Genomic DNA, 15,460 nt, shown 5'->3' with positions numbered 1-15,460 from the left:
TTCCGCGGCTGCGCACTTGTGGGAGGGCAGGGAGGGCAGGGAGGGCAGGGAGGTCAGGGAGGTCAGGGAGGTCAGAGCTGGAGCAGGTTCCAGCTCTGGTTCGCCGTGTTCCACACGTCGTCGGTGGCGATGCAGTCCCACTGCTGCAGGACGGCCTTCTCGACGGGCGCGCCGTTCGCGTCCAGACACCTGCCGGTGGCCCGGTTCCGCAGGATCATGGTCGTGGGGAAGCACATGCAGGTGTGCCCCACCCAGCCGATGGTCCACTCGGCGGGCGCGTAGCCGGCGCCGCACGCCGGGTACTGGATGACGGGGGTGCCGTTCGAGTAGGTGCCCGCGCGCCAGTCGAGCATCAGGCACTGGCCGGAGTGCCGGGCCTTGATCCGGAAGACCCCGTTTCCGCTGTCCAGCAGCTCGAACTCCTGGGAGAGGCTGGTGTTGTTCGGCCACAGGAAGACGCCGGTGTACGCGGCGGTCGACGCCCACATGACGTCGGCCCGCAGCCCCGTCCGGGCGTTCACGATCTCGTACCGGGCGGGGTCCGCCGCGTGAGCGGGCGCGGGGGCGAGCGCCCCGACGACGACGAACGCCACGGCCGCCGCCAGGGCCGCCGGAGCGAGTCGGGAACGCCTTGCCGGCCGTGGTGAGGCGACTTTGCCGGGACGGTCGGACCGTCGGGGAAGCGGTATCCGCATGCTGTATCCCTCCGCGAGCACACGAGTGGTCACCGGTGGTCGGGCGCCACCGGTGATCGTCGCCGGGTGAGCCCCGGCCCGTCCTACCCTGCCTTCGCACCCTGTGCACCGACCTTGCGGTCACCTTGCGAGCCAGGCCAGCATGGGGAGTTGGGCATTCCGCGGGCGCTGCCGACCACCTGGGGGGTACATGTGGACATCCGGCTGCTGGGCGAGATCGAGGTGCGGTCGGCGGGCCGGCCGCTCGACCTCGGAACGCCGCAGCAGCAGCTGGTCCTGGCCGCGCTGATCGTCGACGCCCGAAGGCCGGTCGCGATCGAGACACTCGTCGACCGGGTCTGGGGCCACGACCCGCCCGCCAACCCCCGGCCCGTCCTGTACGCGCACCTGAGCCGAATCCGCCGCCTGCTGAGACCGTCGACCGCCCCCGACGGCGGCACGCCCGCACGGATCGAACGCCGACACGCCGGCTACGTCCTCGACCTCGACCCCGAGTTGGTGGACCTGCACCGCTTCCGCCGCCTGGTCGAGCCGCTCGACGACCGGCAGCGCGACGACCGGGCCCGGGCCGCGGCACTCGCCGAAGCGCTGCGCCTGTGGCGCGGGGAGCCCCTGGCCGGGCTCTCCGGCGGATGGGCGGCGCAGGTCCGGGCGAGCTGGCACCAGCGGCGGCTGGACGCGGCGGTGCGGTGGGCGCAGGCGGAGCTCCGGTGCGGTCGTCCCGCCGCGGTCGTCTCCGCGGTGCCCGACCTCGCCGCCGAATATCCGCTGGCCGAGCCCCTGGAACACGTACTGATCCAGGCCCTGCACGCGACCGGCCGGGGCGCGGAGGCCCTGCACCGCTACGGCCTCGTCCGGCGGCGCCTGGCCGAGGAACTGGGCGCCGACCCCGGCAAGGAACTCCGAACCCTCTACCGAACCGTCCTGATCGGAGACCCGACGCCCCTCCCACGGCGGACCGAAACCTCGCCTCGGGGCGACGCAGGCCTGGTCGCCACGGCCGAGGCGCCGACGCCGACGATCCCCCGACGCGCCCTGCCGGCCGTTGTTGCCGCGGCCACCGTTTCCGCGCTTGCCCTCCGGCGCACCGGCTGCGACCGGAACGCGATCGCCGCCCCGCCACCGTCATCGGTCGAACGCGCACGTCAACTCTTCGCCAGCGCCGAGGAGTTCGACCAGCAGGACCGGACACCGGACGCGCGGGCCACCGTCCTGGACGCTGCCCGGCTGTGGGGCGAACTCATCGCACTCGACCCGGACCGCAACGCGCCGCCGCTCGCCCCCGCCGCGCTGCAGGCCCTGACCAGGGCGGGCGTGGACTTCACCGTCCCCCGCCCCACCCTCCTCGACTGGCTCGCCGATCCGACCCGCACGCCCTACCCGGCGATCTCCCAGGTGATCCTGCTCCGCGGATGGCGGTTCGCCGCACCGGTCTCCCTCGACGCCGTCGTCCGCGCCTACGAGCACACCCCCGGGACCACCTCGCCCCGCGCCGTCACCGAGGTGCACACCGACACCCTGAAGGCGGCCGTCCTGGACCACGCCAGAACGCGCCACGGCACGCAGGCCACCGACTTCGGTCAACTCCTCAGGGCGTGAACGCTGTCAAGGCGCCATCAGGAGTGCCGCCGAGCGGGCGACGCGGCGGGCGGCCGGCGCGGGGGCCAGGGCGGCGGTGGCGGCGAACTGGGCGAGGACGGAACCGTGGGTGAGGGCGGTGGCGGTGGCGGCGTGCCAGAGCAGGGGGGCGGCCACGGCGACGGTGGTCAGGGCCGGGGCGCAGTACCAGAGCACGAAGGGAAGTGCCCCGTACCAGTCCGCGGACAGCGACATCAGGTCGTAGCGGAGCGGTCCGCGGTAGGCGCCCAGCAGCGCCGCGCCGACGGCGGTCGGGGCGCCCGCGGTGAAGAGCAGCAGGACGGCCGACAGGACGACGGGCGGGGCCTGGATCGCGGCGGCGGTGACGGTTGCGGCGGCCGCGCCCAGTACGGCGAGCAGGACGGTCGGCACCACCAGGTGGGAGAGCGCGATCCGGGCCGGGGTGAACGGGAGCAGGCCGGTGCGGGCCGGCCGGTCGGTCTCCTCCCGGGCGGGCTCCACCAGCGTCGCGGCCGCCAGGTAGGGGCCGAGGCTGAGCAGGCAGCCCAGCCAGGCGGCGGTCACGGGGGAGGGGTGGGAGTGCGCGGCCCACAGCCGGGTCGCGTTCAGCAGGAGCACGGTGCCGGCGGCCCACGCGGCCGCGGCGGCCAGGGGGTCGCATAACCCCCGCACGGCGCCTCACATATCGGCCGGCCGTCCGGTCGTAGAGGAGGAAACCGCCGATGCGTTCCGAGAAGAGGACGAGATGACCACCAGCAGCGAAGCCGAGATCAGGGCACTCCTGGAGCGCCGCCACACCGCTCACCAGGCGAAGGACCTCGACCTGCTGATGTCCTTCTACACGCCGGGCATCGTCTGCTACGACGCCGTCGCCCCGCTGCGGTTCACCGGCACCGAGGAGGTGCGCCGCAACTTCGCGCGGTGGTTCGACGGGTACGAAGGTCCGATCAGCCTGCAGACCCACGATCTGATCGTCAGGGTGGACGGGGACCTCGCGTTCGCGTTCATGCTCCACCTCGACTCGGGGCAGCGGAAGGACACCGGCCTCCAGGCGGCGGTCTGGGTGCGGGAGACGGTCTGTCTGCTGCGGACCGAGGGCGGTTGGAAGATCATCCACGAGCACGTCTCCATCCCGTTCGACCTGACGACGTTCCGGCCGTGGCTGCCCGCCGAGAAGGACGACCGGCCGGTGTGACGCTCCGTTACCGTCGCGTCGGCGAGCCGGGTTCCGGGGGCGGTCGTACATTGAGCGGATGATCGTCGACAACGGGACGGGGCCGGCGCGGCCGGTGCGGTACGGGTGGGGGCCGTCCGGGCAGTGGCTGGCCGCGCGGGGGCGGTGGGAGGAGCTGCTGAAACGTTTTCGGCTGGCCAGGGCGCTCGGTGACGCGCTGGCGGGGCCGCTCGGGCACCTGGTGGCGTACGGGGCGCCCGCGGCTCTCGCGGCGCGGCTGTTCGACCCCGACGGCGGGCCGGGTGCGGCGGCGACGGTCGGTGACCACGACGCCGGACCGCTGTGGGAGGTGCTGGCGACCCGCCACCCCTGGCCGGTGCTGGCCGCGCTGCCGCTGCCGCCCGCGATCCGTCACCTGGCCGCGCACACCCGGGCCCTGCTCGGCGAGGAGACGGGGGCGACGTACCGGCTGCGCCCGTGGGAGGACTGCGGGTGGGAGCGCGACACCCGGGTCCGCGAGTACCTGCCCGGCGGTGGCGCGCGGCGCGCCCTGCACCTGGCGCCGCCCACCCGGGAAGGGCTCGGCGTTCTCGAACTCCCGTCCCCCGGCGCCCGGTTGACCGGACTCCCGGCGACCGCGCTGCTCGCCGGACTGTCCGGCTGGACCACCGCCGTGTGCGTGCGCGGCCGCGCCACCGACGCCGCCGCGCAGCTCGCCGCCGGGCCGGACGTCACCGGCGGCCAGCTGCCGTTCGCCGCGCTGTACCCGGCGCTGGTCCATCTCGCGTCCGCCCGCCCCGACCTCGGCGCGGCCCAAGGGCGGCTCGCCGTCCGGGAGCTGCTCACCGCCATGAGCGGCCCGGGCGCGGCCGGCGTCGACGCGCTGGTCGCCCGGCTGCACTGCCTGGCCTGGACCGAACCGGGCGACGACCTCCGGCACCTGCACCTCGCCCTGGAGGACCCCGCCACCGGCCTCGCCTGGGCCCTCTCCGGCACCACCCCCGACCCCGCCTGAGGACGCGGCATACGACAGACGCCCCCGCCGGCGTCCCGGGCAGACCCGGAACCCCGGCGGGGGCGACGTGCGAGGGAGCAGGAAGGTCAGGCGGCCGGCTCAGTCACCGGGGCCTGCGCCTGGGCGGGCAGCTCGGCGGTCTCGGGCGTGCCCGCGCTCTCGTCGTAGGGGAGCGCGCCGGTGAAGACGGCGTTCATCCGCTCGCGGTCGAGCTCGCCGGTCCAGTGTCCGATCAGGACGGTCGCGGCGGCGTTGCCCGCGAAGTTGGTGAGGGCGCGGGCCTCGGACATGAAGCGGTCGATGCCGACGATCAGGCCGACGCCGTCGACCAGCGCGGGCTTGTGCGACTGGAGACCGCCGGCCAGGGTGGCCAGGCCGGCGCCGGTGACGCCCGCCGCGCCCTTGGAGGCGATGATCATGAACAGCAGCAGGGAGAGCTGCTCGCCGATCGACATCGGCTTGTCCATCGCCTCGGAGATGAAGATCGAGGCCATGGTCAGGTAGATTGCGGTGCCGTCCAGGTTGAAGCTGTAGCCGGTCGGCACGGTGATGCCGACGACCGGGCGGCTCACGCCGAGGTGCTCCATCTTGGAGATCAGCCGGGGCAGCGCGCTCTCGGAGGACGAGGTGGACAGGATGAGCAGGAACTCCCGGCCCAGGTAGCGCAGCAGGCTGAAGATGTTCACGCCGGCGGCCAGCCGGAGCAGCAGGCCGAGGACCACGACCACGAACAGCACGCAGGTCACGTAGAAGCCGATCATGATCACGGCGAGGCTCTTCAGGGCGGCCGTGCCGGTCGCGCCGACCACCGCCGCCATCGCGCCGAACGCGCCGATCGGGGCGACCCACATGATCATCGACATCACGCGGAACACCAGCTTCTGCAGGTGCTCGACGCCGCGCAGGATCGGCGCGCCCGCCTTGCCCATGCCCTGCAGCGCGAAGCCGACCAGCAGCGCGACCAGCAGGGTCTGCAGGACCTGTCCCTGGGTCAGCGAGGACACCAGGGTGGTGGGGATGATCCCGAGCAGGAAGTCGGTGGTGGACGAGGCGCCCACCGCGGCCTGCGCGTGGCCGGACTTCGCCAGCGCCGCCGTCAGGTGCAGCCCGCTGCCCGGCTCCAGCAGGTTGCCGACCAGCAGGCCGATGCCGAGCGCCACGGTGGACGTCAGCAGGAAGTAGCCGAGCGCCAGGCCACCGACCCGGCCGACCTTCGCCGCCTTGGTGACCGATCCCACACCCAGCACGATGGTGCAGAAGATGACCGGGGAGATCATCATCTTGATCAGGTTGACGAAGCCGGTGCCGACCGGCTTCAGCTCCACCGCGAACTTCGGCGCCGCCAGACCCACCACGATCGCCGCGACCACCGCCGCGATCACCGCCAGGTACAGGTAGTGCGTCCGGTCGGATTTTCTGGTCGGCTTCCCGTTCGTGGTGGGGGTCATCCGCTCGGCTCCTTCGCCGTAGGCTCGTTCTCGTCGCGCCACCGGGGGGAGCGAACGCGACCGGCCCGTTGGGTGGCGGGCCGCGCCTGACTATTCGCTCCGTCGTGAGGGACGTCACGATTACGGTCATAGAGTTCACGGGTAACCCCCGCGGACGTCGTGACGGGCCCGTGACCGGGCACACTGGTCGGCATGCACCCGTCCAGCCCGACCGTCCGTGCCGCACGCGCCGCCCGCCCCCGCCGGCGCCGCAGCCTGGCCGGACGGCTGTTCGCGGTCCAGGTGGTCATCGTCGGGGCCGTGGTCGCCGGCGGCGCCGTGCTCGCCTACCTGTTCACCGCCGGACGCGCCGAGGACACCGCCCGCCACGAGGCCACCGCCGTCGCCCAGTCCGTCGCCGACGCCCCCACCGTCCGCGCCGCCGCCGTCGGCCCCGACCCCAGCGCCGTCCTCCAGCCGTACGCCCAGCAGGTCCGCGCCGACACCTACGTGGACTTCGTCACGGTCATGGACCCGCAGGGCATCCGCTGGACCCATCCCGACCCGGCGCAGATCGGCCGCCCCTTCCTCGGCCACATCGACCAGGCCCAGCAGGGCCGCCTCCAGCAGGAGACCTACACCGGCACCCTCGGCCCGTCCGTCCGCGTGGTCGCCCCCGTCTTCGACGACCAGCACCATGTGGTCGCCCTGGTCAGCGCCGGCATCACCGTCGACAACATCTCCGCCCGGCTGCGCACCCCCCTGCTCGCCCTCAGTGGCGTCGCCGGCGCCGCCCTCGCGCTCGGCGCCACAGCAAGCTATCTGGTTGCCGCCCGGCTGCGCCGCCACACCCACGGCATGGACGCCGAGGAACTCGCCCACCTGTACGACTACCACCAGGCGACGCTGCACTCGGTGCGCGAAGGCCTGGTGCTGCTCGACCGCGACCACCACGTCCTGTTGTGCAACGACGCCGCCCGCGAACTGCTCCAACTCGGCGACGAAGTAGGCGAATTGACGGTTCATCAGCTCGGCCTCCCGGGTTCGCTGACGCGGGCCCTGGAGTTCGCCGAACCGGTGCGCGACGAGGTGCACCTGACCGCCGAACGCGTCCTGCTGGTCAACATCTCGCCGATCGGGCCCGGACTCGGCAGCGTGGTCACCCTCCGCGACCACACCGAACTCCAAGGACTCACCGGCGAGTTGGACACCGTCAAGGGCATCGCCGCGGCGCTCGACGCACAGGCCCACGAAGCCGCCAACCGGCTGCACGCCGTGGTCTCGCTGATCGAACTCGGCCGCCACCGCGAGGCCGTGGAGTTCGCCACCGCCGAACTCGCCCTCGCCCAACGGCTCACCGACCAGGTGGTCGGCGCCGTCGGCGAACCCGTGCTCGCCGCACTGCTGTTGGGAAAGGCCGCGCAGGCCGCAGAACGCGGCGTCGAACTCCACCTCACCGCGGACAGCCGGATCGACGACGGCGTACTGCCCGACCGGCTCACTCCGCGCGACCTGGTCACGCTGCTCGGCAACCTGATCGACAACGCGGTCGACGCCGCCATCGAGAACGCCGCCCACGCCGCCCCCGAAGTCCGCGTCACCGCCCGCACCGAGGACGGCCACCTGCTGCTCCGGGTCGCCGACACCGGCACCGGCGTCGACCCCGCCGCCGCCGACGAGGTCTTCCGGCGCGGCTGGACCACCAAGCAGCACGGCCGCGGACTCGGCCTCGCCCTGGTCGCCCAGACCGCCCGCCGCAACGGCGGCGACGTCGAGCTCGGCACGGTCGCCACGCTCGGCACGGCCGCCAAGTACGGCACGGCCGCCACGCACGGCGGGGCTGCCGCGCACGGCGAGGGTGCCGCGCACGGCGAGGGTGCCGCGTACGGCGGGGCTGCCGCGTACGGCGACGGCGCGGACGCCCGACTCGGGGAGCCGTGCGGCGGCGCGGTGCTCACCGTCCGGCTCCCGCTCCAGCGTTCGGCGGTGGACGGGTGAGCGGCGGCGGACGTGCGACCGGGGAACCCGCGCACCGGCCGATCCGGGTGCTGGTGGTCGAGGACGACCTGGTCGCCGCCGACGCGCACGCCCGGTACGTCGCCCGCACCCCCGGCTTCACCGTCACCGCCACCGCGCACTCCCGCGCCGAAGCCGTCCGCGCCCTCGACCGCGCCCGGGAGGCCGACGCGCCCGTCGACCTGATCCTGCTCGACCTCTACCTCCCCGACGGCCACGGCCTGCACCTGTGCGCCGCGCTGCGCGCCGCCGGGCACACCGCCGACATCATCGCCGTCACCTCCGCCCGCGACCTCGCCACCGTCCGGCAGGCCGTCACCGCCGGCGTCGTCCAGTACCTGCTGAAACCGTTCGGCGCCGCCGCCCTCGGCGACCGCCTCGGCCAGTACGCCCGCTACCGGGCCAGCCTCGGCCGCGACGGCGAGGCGCTCGGGCAGGACGAGGTGGACCGGGCGCTCGCCCTGCTGCGCGGCACCGACCGCACCAGCCTCCCCAAGGGCCTGACCGCCGCCACCCTGGAGACCGTCGCGGCCGCGCTGCGCACCGCCCCCGACGGCCTGTCCGCCGGCGCCGCCGCGGAGGTCACCGGCGTCTCCCGGATCACCGCCCGCCGCTACCTCGAGCACCTGGTCACCACCGGCCACGCCACCCGCGAGCCGCGCTACGGGCAGGTCGGCCGACCCGAACTCGGCTACCGCTGGAAGAGCGAATAGCCGTACGTGTGCGCCGAGTTCAGGCGCGTTCGGCGAGGACCAGGAAGCGGTCCGGTTCGTCGGTGTAGGACAGCGGGTGCCAGCCGGCGGCGGTGAGCAGCGGGAAGAGGTTCTCGCGGGCCCGCAGGTCGTCCGGGGTGACGGCGCGGCCGTGGCGGGCGGCGAGGGCGGCGCGGCCGACGGGGTGGTAGAGGGCGAGCCGGCCGCCCGGGCGGGTGACCCGGGCGAGTTCGCGCAGGCCGGTCGCCGGGCCGGGCAGGTGGGAGATCAGGCCGGCGCCGAAGACCAGGTCGGCCACGGCGTCGGGGAGCGGGAGCCGCGTGCAGTCGGCCTGCAGCAGCGCGGCGTCGGCGCGGTGCGCGGCGGCCTGCGCCAGCATCTCCGGCGTGAGGTCGACGCCGAGGACGGTGCCCGACGGTCCGACGGCGGCGCGCAGCAGCGGCAGCGCGCGTCCGGTGCCGCAGCCCGCGTCGATGACGAACTGGCCGTCCGCCAGGCCGGTTTCGGCGATCGCGGCGGCGTAGCGCGGACTGTCGTCCGGGAACTTGCTGTCCCAGCGGGCGGCGCGTTCGGCGAAGAAGGCGCGGGTGTCGGCGAGTTCGCGGGCGTGCGACCGGCGCTGGGGCTGGTCGCGGGCGTCCGGCTGCGGAGTCTCCATGGCGGCAGGGTACTTGGGTGGCGGCCGTGACTTCGGCGTGGTCGTGCTCGTTGACATGGCAGGTGCGGAAAGTGGTGCGTGCTCACTCGAACGGGTGATCAGTAGGCCCTGTGCGCTGTTCGACGGAGCCTCAGAGGTAAAGTTAGGCTTACCTAACCATCCAAGGGAGCTCCGCTGTGACCCTCACCGTCGGCACCCCCGCCGCGCCCGCCGGCGACGCGATCCTGCGCCGCCAGCGCATCCGCGAGTCGGCCGCCCGCACCTACGCCCGGTCCTTCCCGATCGTCCCGGTGCGCGCGAACGGCATGACAGTGGAGGGCGCCGACGGCCGCCGCTACCTGGACTGCCTCTCCGGCGCGGGCACCCTCGCCCTCGGTCACAACCACCCCGTGGTACTCGAAGCGATCCGCCGCACGCTGGACAGCGGCGCCCCGCTCCACCTGCTCGACCTCGCCACCGCCGAGAAGGACGACTTCACCACCGCGCTGTTCGAGAGCCTCCCCGAGAAGTTCGCCGCCAAGGCCCGGATCCACTTCTGCGGCCCCGCCGGCACCGACGCCGTCGAGGCCGCCCTCAAGCTGATGCAGACCGCCACCGGCCGCCGCGGCGCGCTCGCCTTCACCGGCGCCTACCACGGCATGACCGCCGGCGCCCTCGCCGTCACCGGCAACACCGCCGTCAAATCCCCACTGCCCAGCGCCGGTGAGGTCACCCGGCTGCCCTACCCGTACGCCTACCGCTGCCCGTTCGGCATCGGCGGCGAGCGCGGCGCCCAGCTGGCCTCGGCCTACACCGAACGGCTGCTCGACGACCCGTCGGGCGGCGTGCTCCCGGCCGCCGCGATGATCCTCGAACCCGTCCAGGGCGAGGGCGGCGTCGTCCCCGCCCCCGACGGCTGGCTGCGCGAGATGCGCCGGATCACCGCCGAACGCGGCATCCCGCTGATCGTCGACGAGGTGCAGACGGGCGTCGGCCGCACCGGACGGATGTGGGCGGTCGAGCACAGCGGCATCGAGCCGGACGCGATGGTGCTGTCGAAGGCGATCGGCGGCAGCCTCCCGCTCGCGGTAGTCGTCTACCGCGAGGAGTACGACAGTTGGCGGCCCGGCGCGCACACCGGCACCTTCCGCGGCAACACCCTCGCGATGGCGGCCGGCGCCGCGACACTCCGGTACGTCGCCGCGAACGGGCTGGTCGCCCGCGCCGAGACGGTCGGCGCCCGGATCGCCGCCCGTCTCGACGGCGCCCGTGACCGCCTCCCGGTGATCGGCGACGTACGCGGCCGCGGCCTGATGCTCGGCGTCGAACTCATCGACCCCGCAGGGGAGCCGGACAGCTGTGGCGCCCGCCCCGCGGACCCCGGCCTCGCCGTCCGGGTGCGCGAAGCCTGCCTCGCCCGCGGCCTGATCGTCGAACTCGGCGGCCGCCACGACGCCGTCCTGCGGCTGCTCCCGCCGCTCACCATCACCGACGAGCAGGCCGACGCCGTCCTTGAACGGCTCTGCGAGGCGATCGAGTTCGCGATGCGGGAGCCTGCGGCGGCCGTGCATGGGTAGTTGATTGATCGTCAAGGTGTGTTACTGGTCGAACGGTTGAAAGTGGAAGAGAAGAAGTGAGTGGGTTAACCGAACTCTCCGGCGGTGTGGCCGGGCCCGAGGCGCTGCGGCCGCTGCTCGCACAGGTGTTGGCGGCGCTCACCGCAGGGGCGGTGCGGCGGGGCGGGCCGGTGGTGGCGGGCGAGCCGATGGCGGTCGGTGAGGTGGTGCGGGAGGCCCTGGCCCGGGCCCACGGGCCAGGCGCGCTCGGGCAGTTGGTGGAACTGCTGGCACACGGCGCGGCCGACCCGGCGGACCCGGCGTGCGCAGCGCACCTGCACTGCCCGCCGCTGGCCGTCGCGGTGGCCGCCGACCTCGCGGTGAGCGCCCTCAACCCGTCCCAGGACTCCTGGGACCAGGCGCCCGCCGCCACCACGCTGGAGAGCGAACTCCTCGCCGAACTCGCCCAGTTGATCGGCTTCCGGCCCGACCGCGCGGCCGGCGTGCTGACCACCGGCGGCACCGAGTCCAACCTGATGGGCCTGATGCTGGCCCGCGACCAACGCCTCGGCCCCGACGTCGAGTTGAACGGCATCCCGCGCGGCGTCCGGCCCCGGATCCTGGCCTCCGAAGTCGCCCACTTCTCCGTCCAGCGCGCCGCCGCACTGCTCGGACTCGGCGAACGCGCCGTCCGCGCCATCCCCGTCGACCGCCAACTCCGCATGGAACCCGACGCGTTGGCCGATGCGTTCGCCGAAGCCGGCTGGGAGGGCGCCACCCCGATCGCCGTGGTCGCCACCGCCGGCACCACCGACACCGGAGCCATCGACCCCCTGCACGACATCGCCGACCTCGCCGCCCGGCACGGCACCTGGCTGCACGTGGACGCCGCGTACGGCGGCGGCGCACTGTTCTCCGACCGGCTCGCCCCGCTGCTCGACGGCATCGACCGCGCCGACTCGGTCTCCCTCGACTGGCACAAACTCGGCTGGCAACCCGCCGCCGCCGGCGTGTTCCTGGTCCGCGACGCCCGCACCTACGCCTCACTCGCCCGCCGCGCCGTCTACCTCAACCCCGCCGACGACGAGGACGCCGGCTACCCCAGCCTGCTGGGCCAGTCGCTGCGCACCACCCGCCGGCCCGACGCCTTCAAACTCGCCGTCACTCTCCGGACGCTGGGCCGCGACGGGCTCGGCGCACTGGTCGACCGCTGCCACGACCTGGCCCTGCGGGCAGCCGAACTCGTCCGCGCCAACCCCGAGTTGGAGCTGCACTGCGACCCGATCCTGACCACCGTGGTGTTCCGGTACGCGGCCGCCGACAGCGACCACGTCAACGCGGAACTGCGCCGCCACCTGCTGCGCACCGGCCGGGCCGTCGTCGGCCGCACCGAACTTCCGGGCACCGGCCCCGGCCGGGTACGGCTGAAACTGACCCTGCTCAACCCGCACACCACCGAACGGGAGATGGAGTCGCTGCTGGCGGCCGTGGTCGAGAGCGGACGGGCGGTGCAGAAACGGTAGGCGGGTCAGACACCCTTGAGCAGGATCTCCCGGAGCGTCTCCCACTGCTCCGGATCCGCCGCCACCAGCAGGCCGTCGGTGCCGCCGGGCGGTTCGGGCAGATACGGCGAGCCGTCGAAGCGGGCGGAGCGGCCGCCGGCCTCGGTGATCAGCAAGGAGCCCGGGGCGTGATCCCAGGGGAGCGTGCGCCAGTACAGGATGAAGTCGCGCTCACCGGTCGCGACCAGCGGATACTCGATGCCGGCGGCTCTGCGCCCCGGATCGAGCGGGCCGAGCGCGCGGGCGTTGTCGAGCAGATGATGGCTGGTGGGCGGGGCGAAGTAACGCGTCTTCAGGATGCCCGTCCACTCCTCCGGCGTGGTGGTCACCTGCTCCCGGACCAGCCGCGTCCCGTTCCGCCAGGCCCCCGCGCCGAGTTCGGCGGTGTACGCGGTGCCCGAGCACGGCTGCCAGATCCAGGACGCGACGGCCCGGCCGTCCCGCACCAGCGAAGCCATCACCGCGAACGCGGGCTCCCCGGCGACGAAGTTCTTCGTCCCGTCCACCGGATCCACCAGCCACGCGGCCGGCTCGTCCAACAACGCCCGGGCAAGCGCCGGATCGGCCGCCACCGCCTCCTCCCCGACCACCGGGACGGGCAGCAGCTCGCGCAACCGCCGAGTGATGATCCGCTCCGCATCCCGATCCGCGACAGTGACGAGATCGCCCGGAGCCTTCTCCATCACCTCACCCTCGGCCAGCGCCCGAAACCGAGGCTCCACCGCCTCCGCCGACGCCTCCACGAGGATCTCGGTGACCTTCTCCATCAACACGCCCGCGCTCCCTTCACCGCCCTCCACTCTCCCATGCCGGGGTGTGACGGGTGATGCGCAGGTGGCTGGTGTGACAGCCGAGGCGCCTGGCGGCGGGCGGGGAGGGGGGTGGGGGTTGGGTGCCCGGGATGCGACGGGTGGTGTGCAGGTGGCTGGTATGACAACACAGGCGCCTGGCGGCGGGCAGAGCGGGGGTGGTGGTTGGGTGTTCTGGGGTGTGGCGGGTGGTGTGCGGGTGGTTGGTGTGACAGCCGAGGCGCCTGCGGCGGGCGGGGTGGGGGTGGGGGTTGGGTGCCCGGGGTGTGGCGGGTGGTGTGCAGGTTGTTGGTGTGACAGCAGAGGTGCCTGGCGGCGGGTGGGGTGGGGGTGGGGGTTGGGTGCCTGGGGTGTGGCGGGTGGTGCGTGGGTGGTTGGTGTGACAGCAGAGGTGCCTGGCGGCGGGCGGGGTGGGGGTGGGGGTTGGGTGCCCGGGGGGTGACGGGTGTATGCGGACAGAACTGCTCCGGGACTCGACCGCCAACCGCTACCGTCGTTCCTGCGGGCACTCGTTTCGGCGGCGCCCGCTACCACCATTGAGGAGGACCAGGTGACCACCCAGCCCGACCACCAGGACGCGGCCCTGGCTCGCCCGGCCACCCTGCACGAGCTGCGCACCGCACTGTCCCGCTACGGACTGCCCGGCGATCGCGAGCAGTTCGAGCAGATGCTGGCTGCCGCCCTCGACGCCTCCCCGATCGGCGACCTCGCCGCCGTCACCGAGGTCATCGCCGCCTACCGGCACCGCCTCGCCCTGCGCACCAGCCCCGAGGCCATGGCCGCACTCACCGCGCCGATCGGTGGCCAGCAGTGGACTCCGGCCGCCGACGCGTTCGCGCGACTGCGTGCCGTCGGCGGCGACCGGTGACGGAGCAGCCCGAACAGCGGCCGGCTCCGTTGCACGTTTTCCTCTCCGACACCGCCGCGCAGACCCACGGGCCGACTGCGCCCCGGCGAGCTGGATGTGGTTGAGAAGTTGATCGAGCGCCTGGCGGTTCACCCCCGGCTCGGCATTCCGGTGCCCGGCGGAACCGACCCCGAGGTCGACGACTACACCGCCCGCACCGACCCGGCCGCCGACACCGGTGACCGCATCAGCGTCGTCTACCGCGTGCACGATTCGATGCGCGCCGTGTTCGTGACCTGGATCATCGCCGGGCCCTGACCCGCGCGGGCCTGCGGCGCCGGGGGCGCGGGTGTCGGTGGCCGGGTGGGTGGGGTCAGGTTTCGTTCAGGCGGTCGTATTCGGCGCGGACGCGGCGGTCCATGGCGAGGGCGAACTGGGCGTCGTTGACGGCTCGGGCCAGGGGGCGGATGCGGTGGATGCGTTCGGTGAGGCGGGTGGCTTCGGCGGGGGTGAGGTCCTGGACGTGGGTGAGGGCGCCCAGGAGGCGGTCGCGGATCAGGGTGACGAAGGTGTCGGCCATCGCGTCGGCGTATTCGCTGGCGTGGCGGCTGACCTCCAGGACGGCGGCCAGCGGGACGCCCTCGTCGACCAGGGCGACGGTGGCGTCCATCAGGCGGCGGGAGATGTGGGTGATGCCGTCGGGGTCGACGGTGATGAAGCCCTGGGCGAGGGATTCGGCGGTGTTCGCCTCGGTCAGCTGGTCGCCGAACGCGGCGCGCAGTTCGTCCCAGCTCAGGTGGACGGGGGTCTCGTCGGACCAGGGGGCGACCAGCGCGGCCTGAAGGCCGATCAGTTCGGCGACGTCGCGGCCGTCCTCGCCGGCGCCGATCAGTTCGGCGATGCCGCCGAGTGCGTGGCCGCGGTCGAGGAGTTCGGCGATCAGGCGGAGCCGGGCCAGGTGGTGGGGGCCGTACCAGGCGATCCGGCCGGCTTTGCGGGGCGGGGGGAGCAGGCGGCGTTCGCGGTAGAAGCGGACGGTGCGCACGCTGATGCCGGCCGCCTCGGCGAGGTCGGCGATGCGGTACTCGCGCGGGGGTTCGCGGTCCTGCTGGGTCTCCGCCACGCCGGTCAGCATAGGGCCGGGCCGGGAGGGGCGGATAGCCGCGCAATCGTCCGCGTCGGCGCTATTCCACTCAGTGTCAACAAGGGCTACTCTGCCAAACGCGCCAGTGATTACTGGCAGCATCCAGGGCTCCATCCCCTCAGCACACAGCGGCAGTTCAGCACCGCACCCACCGCACCGCACCGCACCCACCGCACCGCACCCACCGCACCGCACCGCACCGCACCCACCGCACCGCACCCCACCCGGCCCGTGCCGTCCCCCACCCTTGCCAGGAGGACCCGCCC

At 73.7% G+C, this 15,460-nt stretch carries 15 protein-coding genes; 9 read left to right on the top strand and 6 right to left on the bottom strand.

What is annotated here, in order from left to right:
- Positions 1–71: 71 nt before the first annotated feature.
- Complete coding sequence (locus ACGFWJ_RS02975; RefSeq protein ID WP_387859579.1) at positions 72–593, bottom strand: RICIN domain-containing protein; 522 nt, start codon at positions 591–593, stop codon at positions 72–74.
- A gap of 252 nt (positions 594–845) precedes the next feature.
- Between ACGFWJ_RS02975 and ACGFWJ_RS02970 the strand changes: the two genes are divergently transcribed.
- Positions 846–2,294, top strand: coding sequence for a BTAD domain-containing putative transcriptional regulator (locus ACGFWJ_RS02970; RefSeq protein ID WP_392944577.1), 1,449 nt, complete (start codon positions 846–848; stop codon positions 2,292–2,294).
- A gap of 6 nt (positions 2,295–2,300) precedes the next feature.
- On the opposite strand, the gene ACGFWJ_RS02965 is transcribed toward ACGFWJ_RS02970, so the two are convergent.
- Positions 2,301–2,966 (bottom strand): hypothetical protein, encoded by a 666-nt coding sequence (locus ACGFWJ_RS02965; protein WP_392944575.1) that lies wholly within the window; start codon positions 2,964–2,966, stop codon positions 2,301–2,303.
- A 73-nt stretch (positions 2,967–3,039) separates the two neighbouring features.
- Here ACGFWJ_RS02965 and ACGFWJ_RS02960 point away from each other — a divergent pair, with 73 nt between their 5' ends.
- Positions 3,040–3,489 carry a YybH family protein gene (locus ACGFWJ_RS02960; protein ID WP_392944573.1) on the top strand — a complete coding sequence of 150 codons (450 nt, stop codon included), beginning with the start codon at positions 3,040–3,042 and terminating at the stop codon, positions 3,487–3,489.
- A gap of 58 nt (positions 3,490–3,547) precedes the next feature.
- Entirely contained in the window at positions 3,548–4,483 is a 936-nt protein-coding gene (locus tag ACGFWJ_RS02955; RefSeq protein ID WP_392944571.1) for a hypothetical protein, read from the top strand.
- 86 nt (positions 4,484–4,569) lie between these two features.
- Here ACGFWJ_RS02955 and ACGFWJ_RS02950 read toward each other — a convergent pair whose 3' ends face one another.
- A complete protein-coding gene (locus ACGFWJ_RS02950; protein ID WP_392944569.1) occupies positions 4,570–5,931 on the bottom strand; it encodes a cation:dicarboxylate symporter family transporter in 1,362 nt (453 codons plus the stop codon).
- A 192-nt stretch (positions 5,932–6,123) separates the two neighbouring features.
- Here ACGFWJ_RS02950 and ACGFWJ_RS02945 point away from each other — a divergent pair, with 192 nt between their 5' ends.
- Both ACGFWJ_RS02945 and ACGFWJ_RS02940 read left to right on the top strand, forming a co-directional pair.
- Positions 6,124–7,908: an ATP-binding protein gene (locus ACGFWJ_RS02945; RefSeq protein ID WP_392944567.1), complete on the top strand. Its 1,785-nt coding sequence runs from the start codon at positions 6,124–6,126 to the stop codon at positions 7,906–7,908.
- Positions 7,905–8,639: a response regulator gene (locus tag ACGFWJ_RS02940; RefSeq protein WP_392944565.1), complete on the top strand. Its 735-nt coding sequence runs from the start codon at positions 7,905–7,907 to the stop codon at positions 8,637–8,639. The genes ACGFWJ_RS02945 and ACGFWJ_RS02940 overlap by 4 nt, the downstream gene beginning before the upstream one ends.
- A gap of 19 nt (positions 8,640–8,658) precedes the next feature.
- On the opposite strand, the gene ACGFWJ_RS02935 is transcribed toward ACGFWJ_RS02940, so the two are convergent.
- Positions 8,659–9,297 carry a class I SAM-dependent methyltransferase gene (locus ACGFWJ_RS02935; protein WP_387634845.1) on the bottom strand — a complete coding sequence of 213 codons (639 nt, stop codon included), beginning with the start codon at positions 9,295–9,297 and terminating at the stop codon, positions 8,659–8,661.
- 176 nt (positions 9,298–9,473) lie between these two features.
- On the opposite strand from ACGFWJ_RS02935, the gene ACGFWJ_RS02930 reads away from it, so the two are divergent.
- Both ACGFWJ_RS02930 and ACGFWJ_RS02925 read left to right on the top strand, forming a co-directional pair.
- Positions 9,474–10,853 carry a diaminobutyrate--2-oxoglutarate transaminase family protein gene (locus ACGFWJ_RS02930; protein ID WP_392944563.1) on the top strand — a complete coding sequence of 460 codons (1,380 nt, stop codon included), beginning with the start codon at positions 9,474–9,476 and terminating at the stop codon, positions 10,851–10,853.
- A gap of 56 nt (positions 10,854–10,909) precedes the next feature.
- Positions 10,910–12,355 (top strand): pyridoxal phosphate-dependent decarboxylase family protein, encoded by a 1,446-nt coding sequence (locus ACGFWJ_RS02925; protein ID WP_392944561.1) that lies wholly within the window; start codon positions 10,910–10,912, stop codon positions 12,353–12,355.
- A 5-nt stretch (positions 12,356–12,360) separates the two neighbouring features.
- Here the strand turns inward: ACGFWJ_RS02925 and ACGFWJ_RS02920 are convergent, their stop codons facing one another.
- Positions 12,361–13,161, bottom strand: a complete 801-nt coding sequence (locus ACGFWJ_RS02920; RefSeq protein ID WP_392945458.1) for an inositol monophosphatase family protein — start codon at positions 13,159–13,161, stop codon at positions 12,361–12,363.
- 592 nt (positions 13,162–13,753) lie between these two features.
- On the opposite strand from ACGFWJ_RS02920, the gene ACGFWJ_RS02915 reads away from it, so the two are divergent.
- Together ACGFWJ_RS02915 and ACGFWJ_RS02910 are read left to right on the top strand one after the other, a co-directional pair.
- On the top strand, positions 13,754–14,071 hold the full coding sequence (locus ACGFWJ_RS02915) for a hypothetical protein (RefSeq protein WP_392944559.1): 318 nt from the start codon (positions 13,754–13,756) through the stop codon (positions 14,069–14,071).
- 96 nt (positions 14,072–14,167) lie between these two features.
- Complete coding sequence (locus ACGFWJ_RS02910; RefSeq protein ID WP_392944557.1) at positions 14,168–14,368, top strand: hypothetical protein; 201 nt, start codon at positions 14,168–14,170, stop codon at positions 14,366–14,368.
- Positions 14,369–14,423: 55 nt separating this feature from the next.
- On the opposite strand, the gene ACGFWJ_RS02905 is transcribed toward ACGFWJ_RS02910, so the two are convergent.
- Complete coding sequence (locus ACGFWJ_RS02905; protein ID WP_392944555.1) at positions 14,424–15,173, bottom strand: MerR family transcriptional regulator; 750 nt, start codon at positions 15,171–15,173, stop codon at positions 14,424–14,426.
- Between the last annotated feature and the right edge of the window lie 287 nt (positions 15,174–15,460).

Source organism: Kitasatospora sp. NPDC048407, assembly GCF_043200475.1.
Taxonomy (GTDB): domain Bacteria; phylum Actinomycetota; class Actinomycetes; order Streptomycetales; family Streptomycetaceae; genus Kitasatospora.
This window is presented reverse-complemented; position numbering and strand designations above follow the sequence as displayed.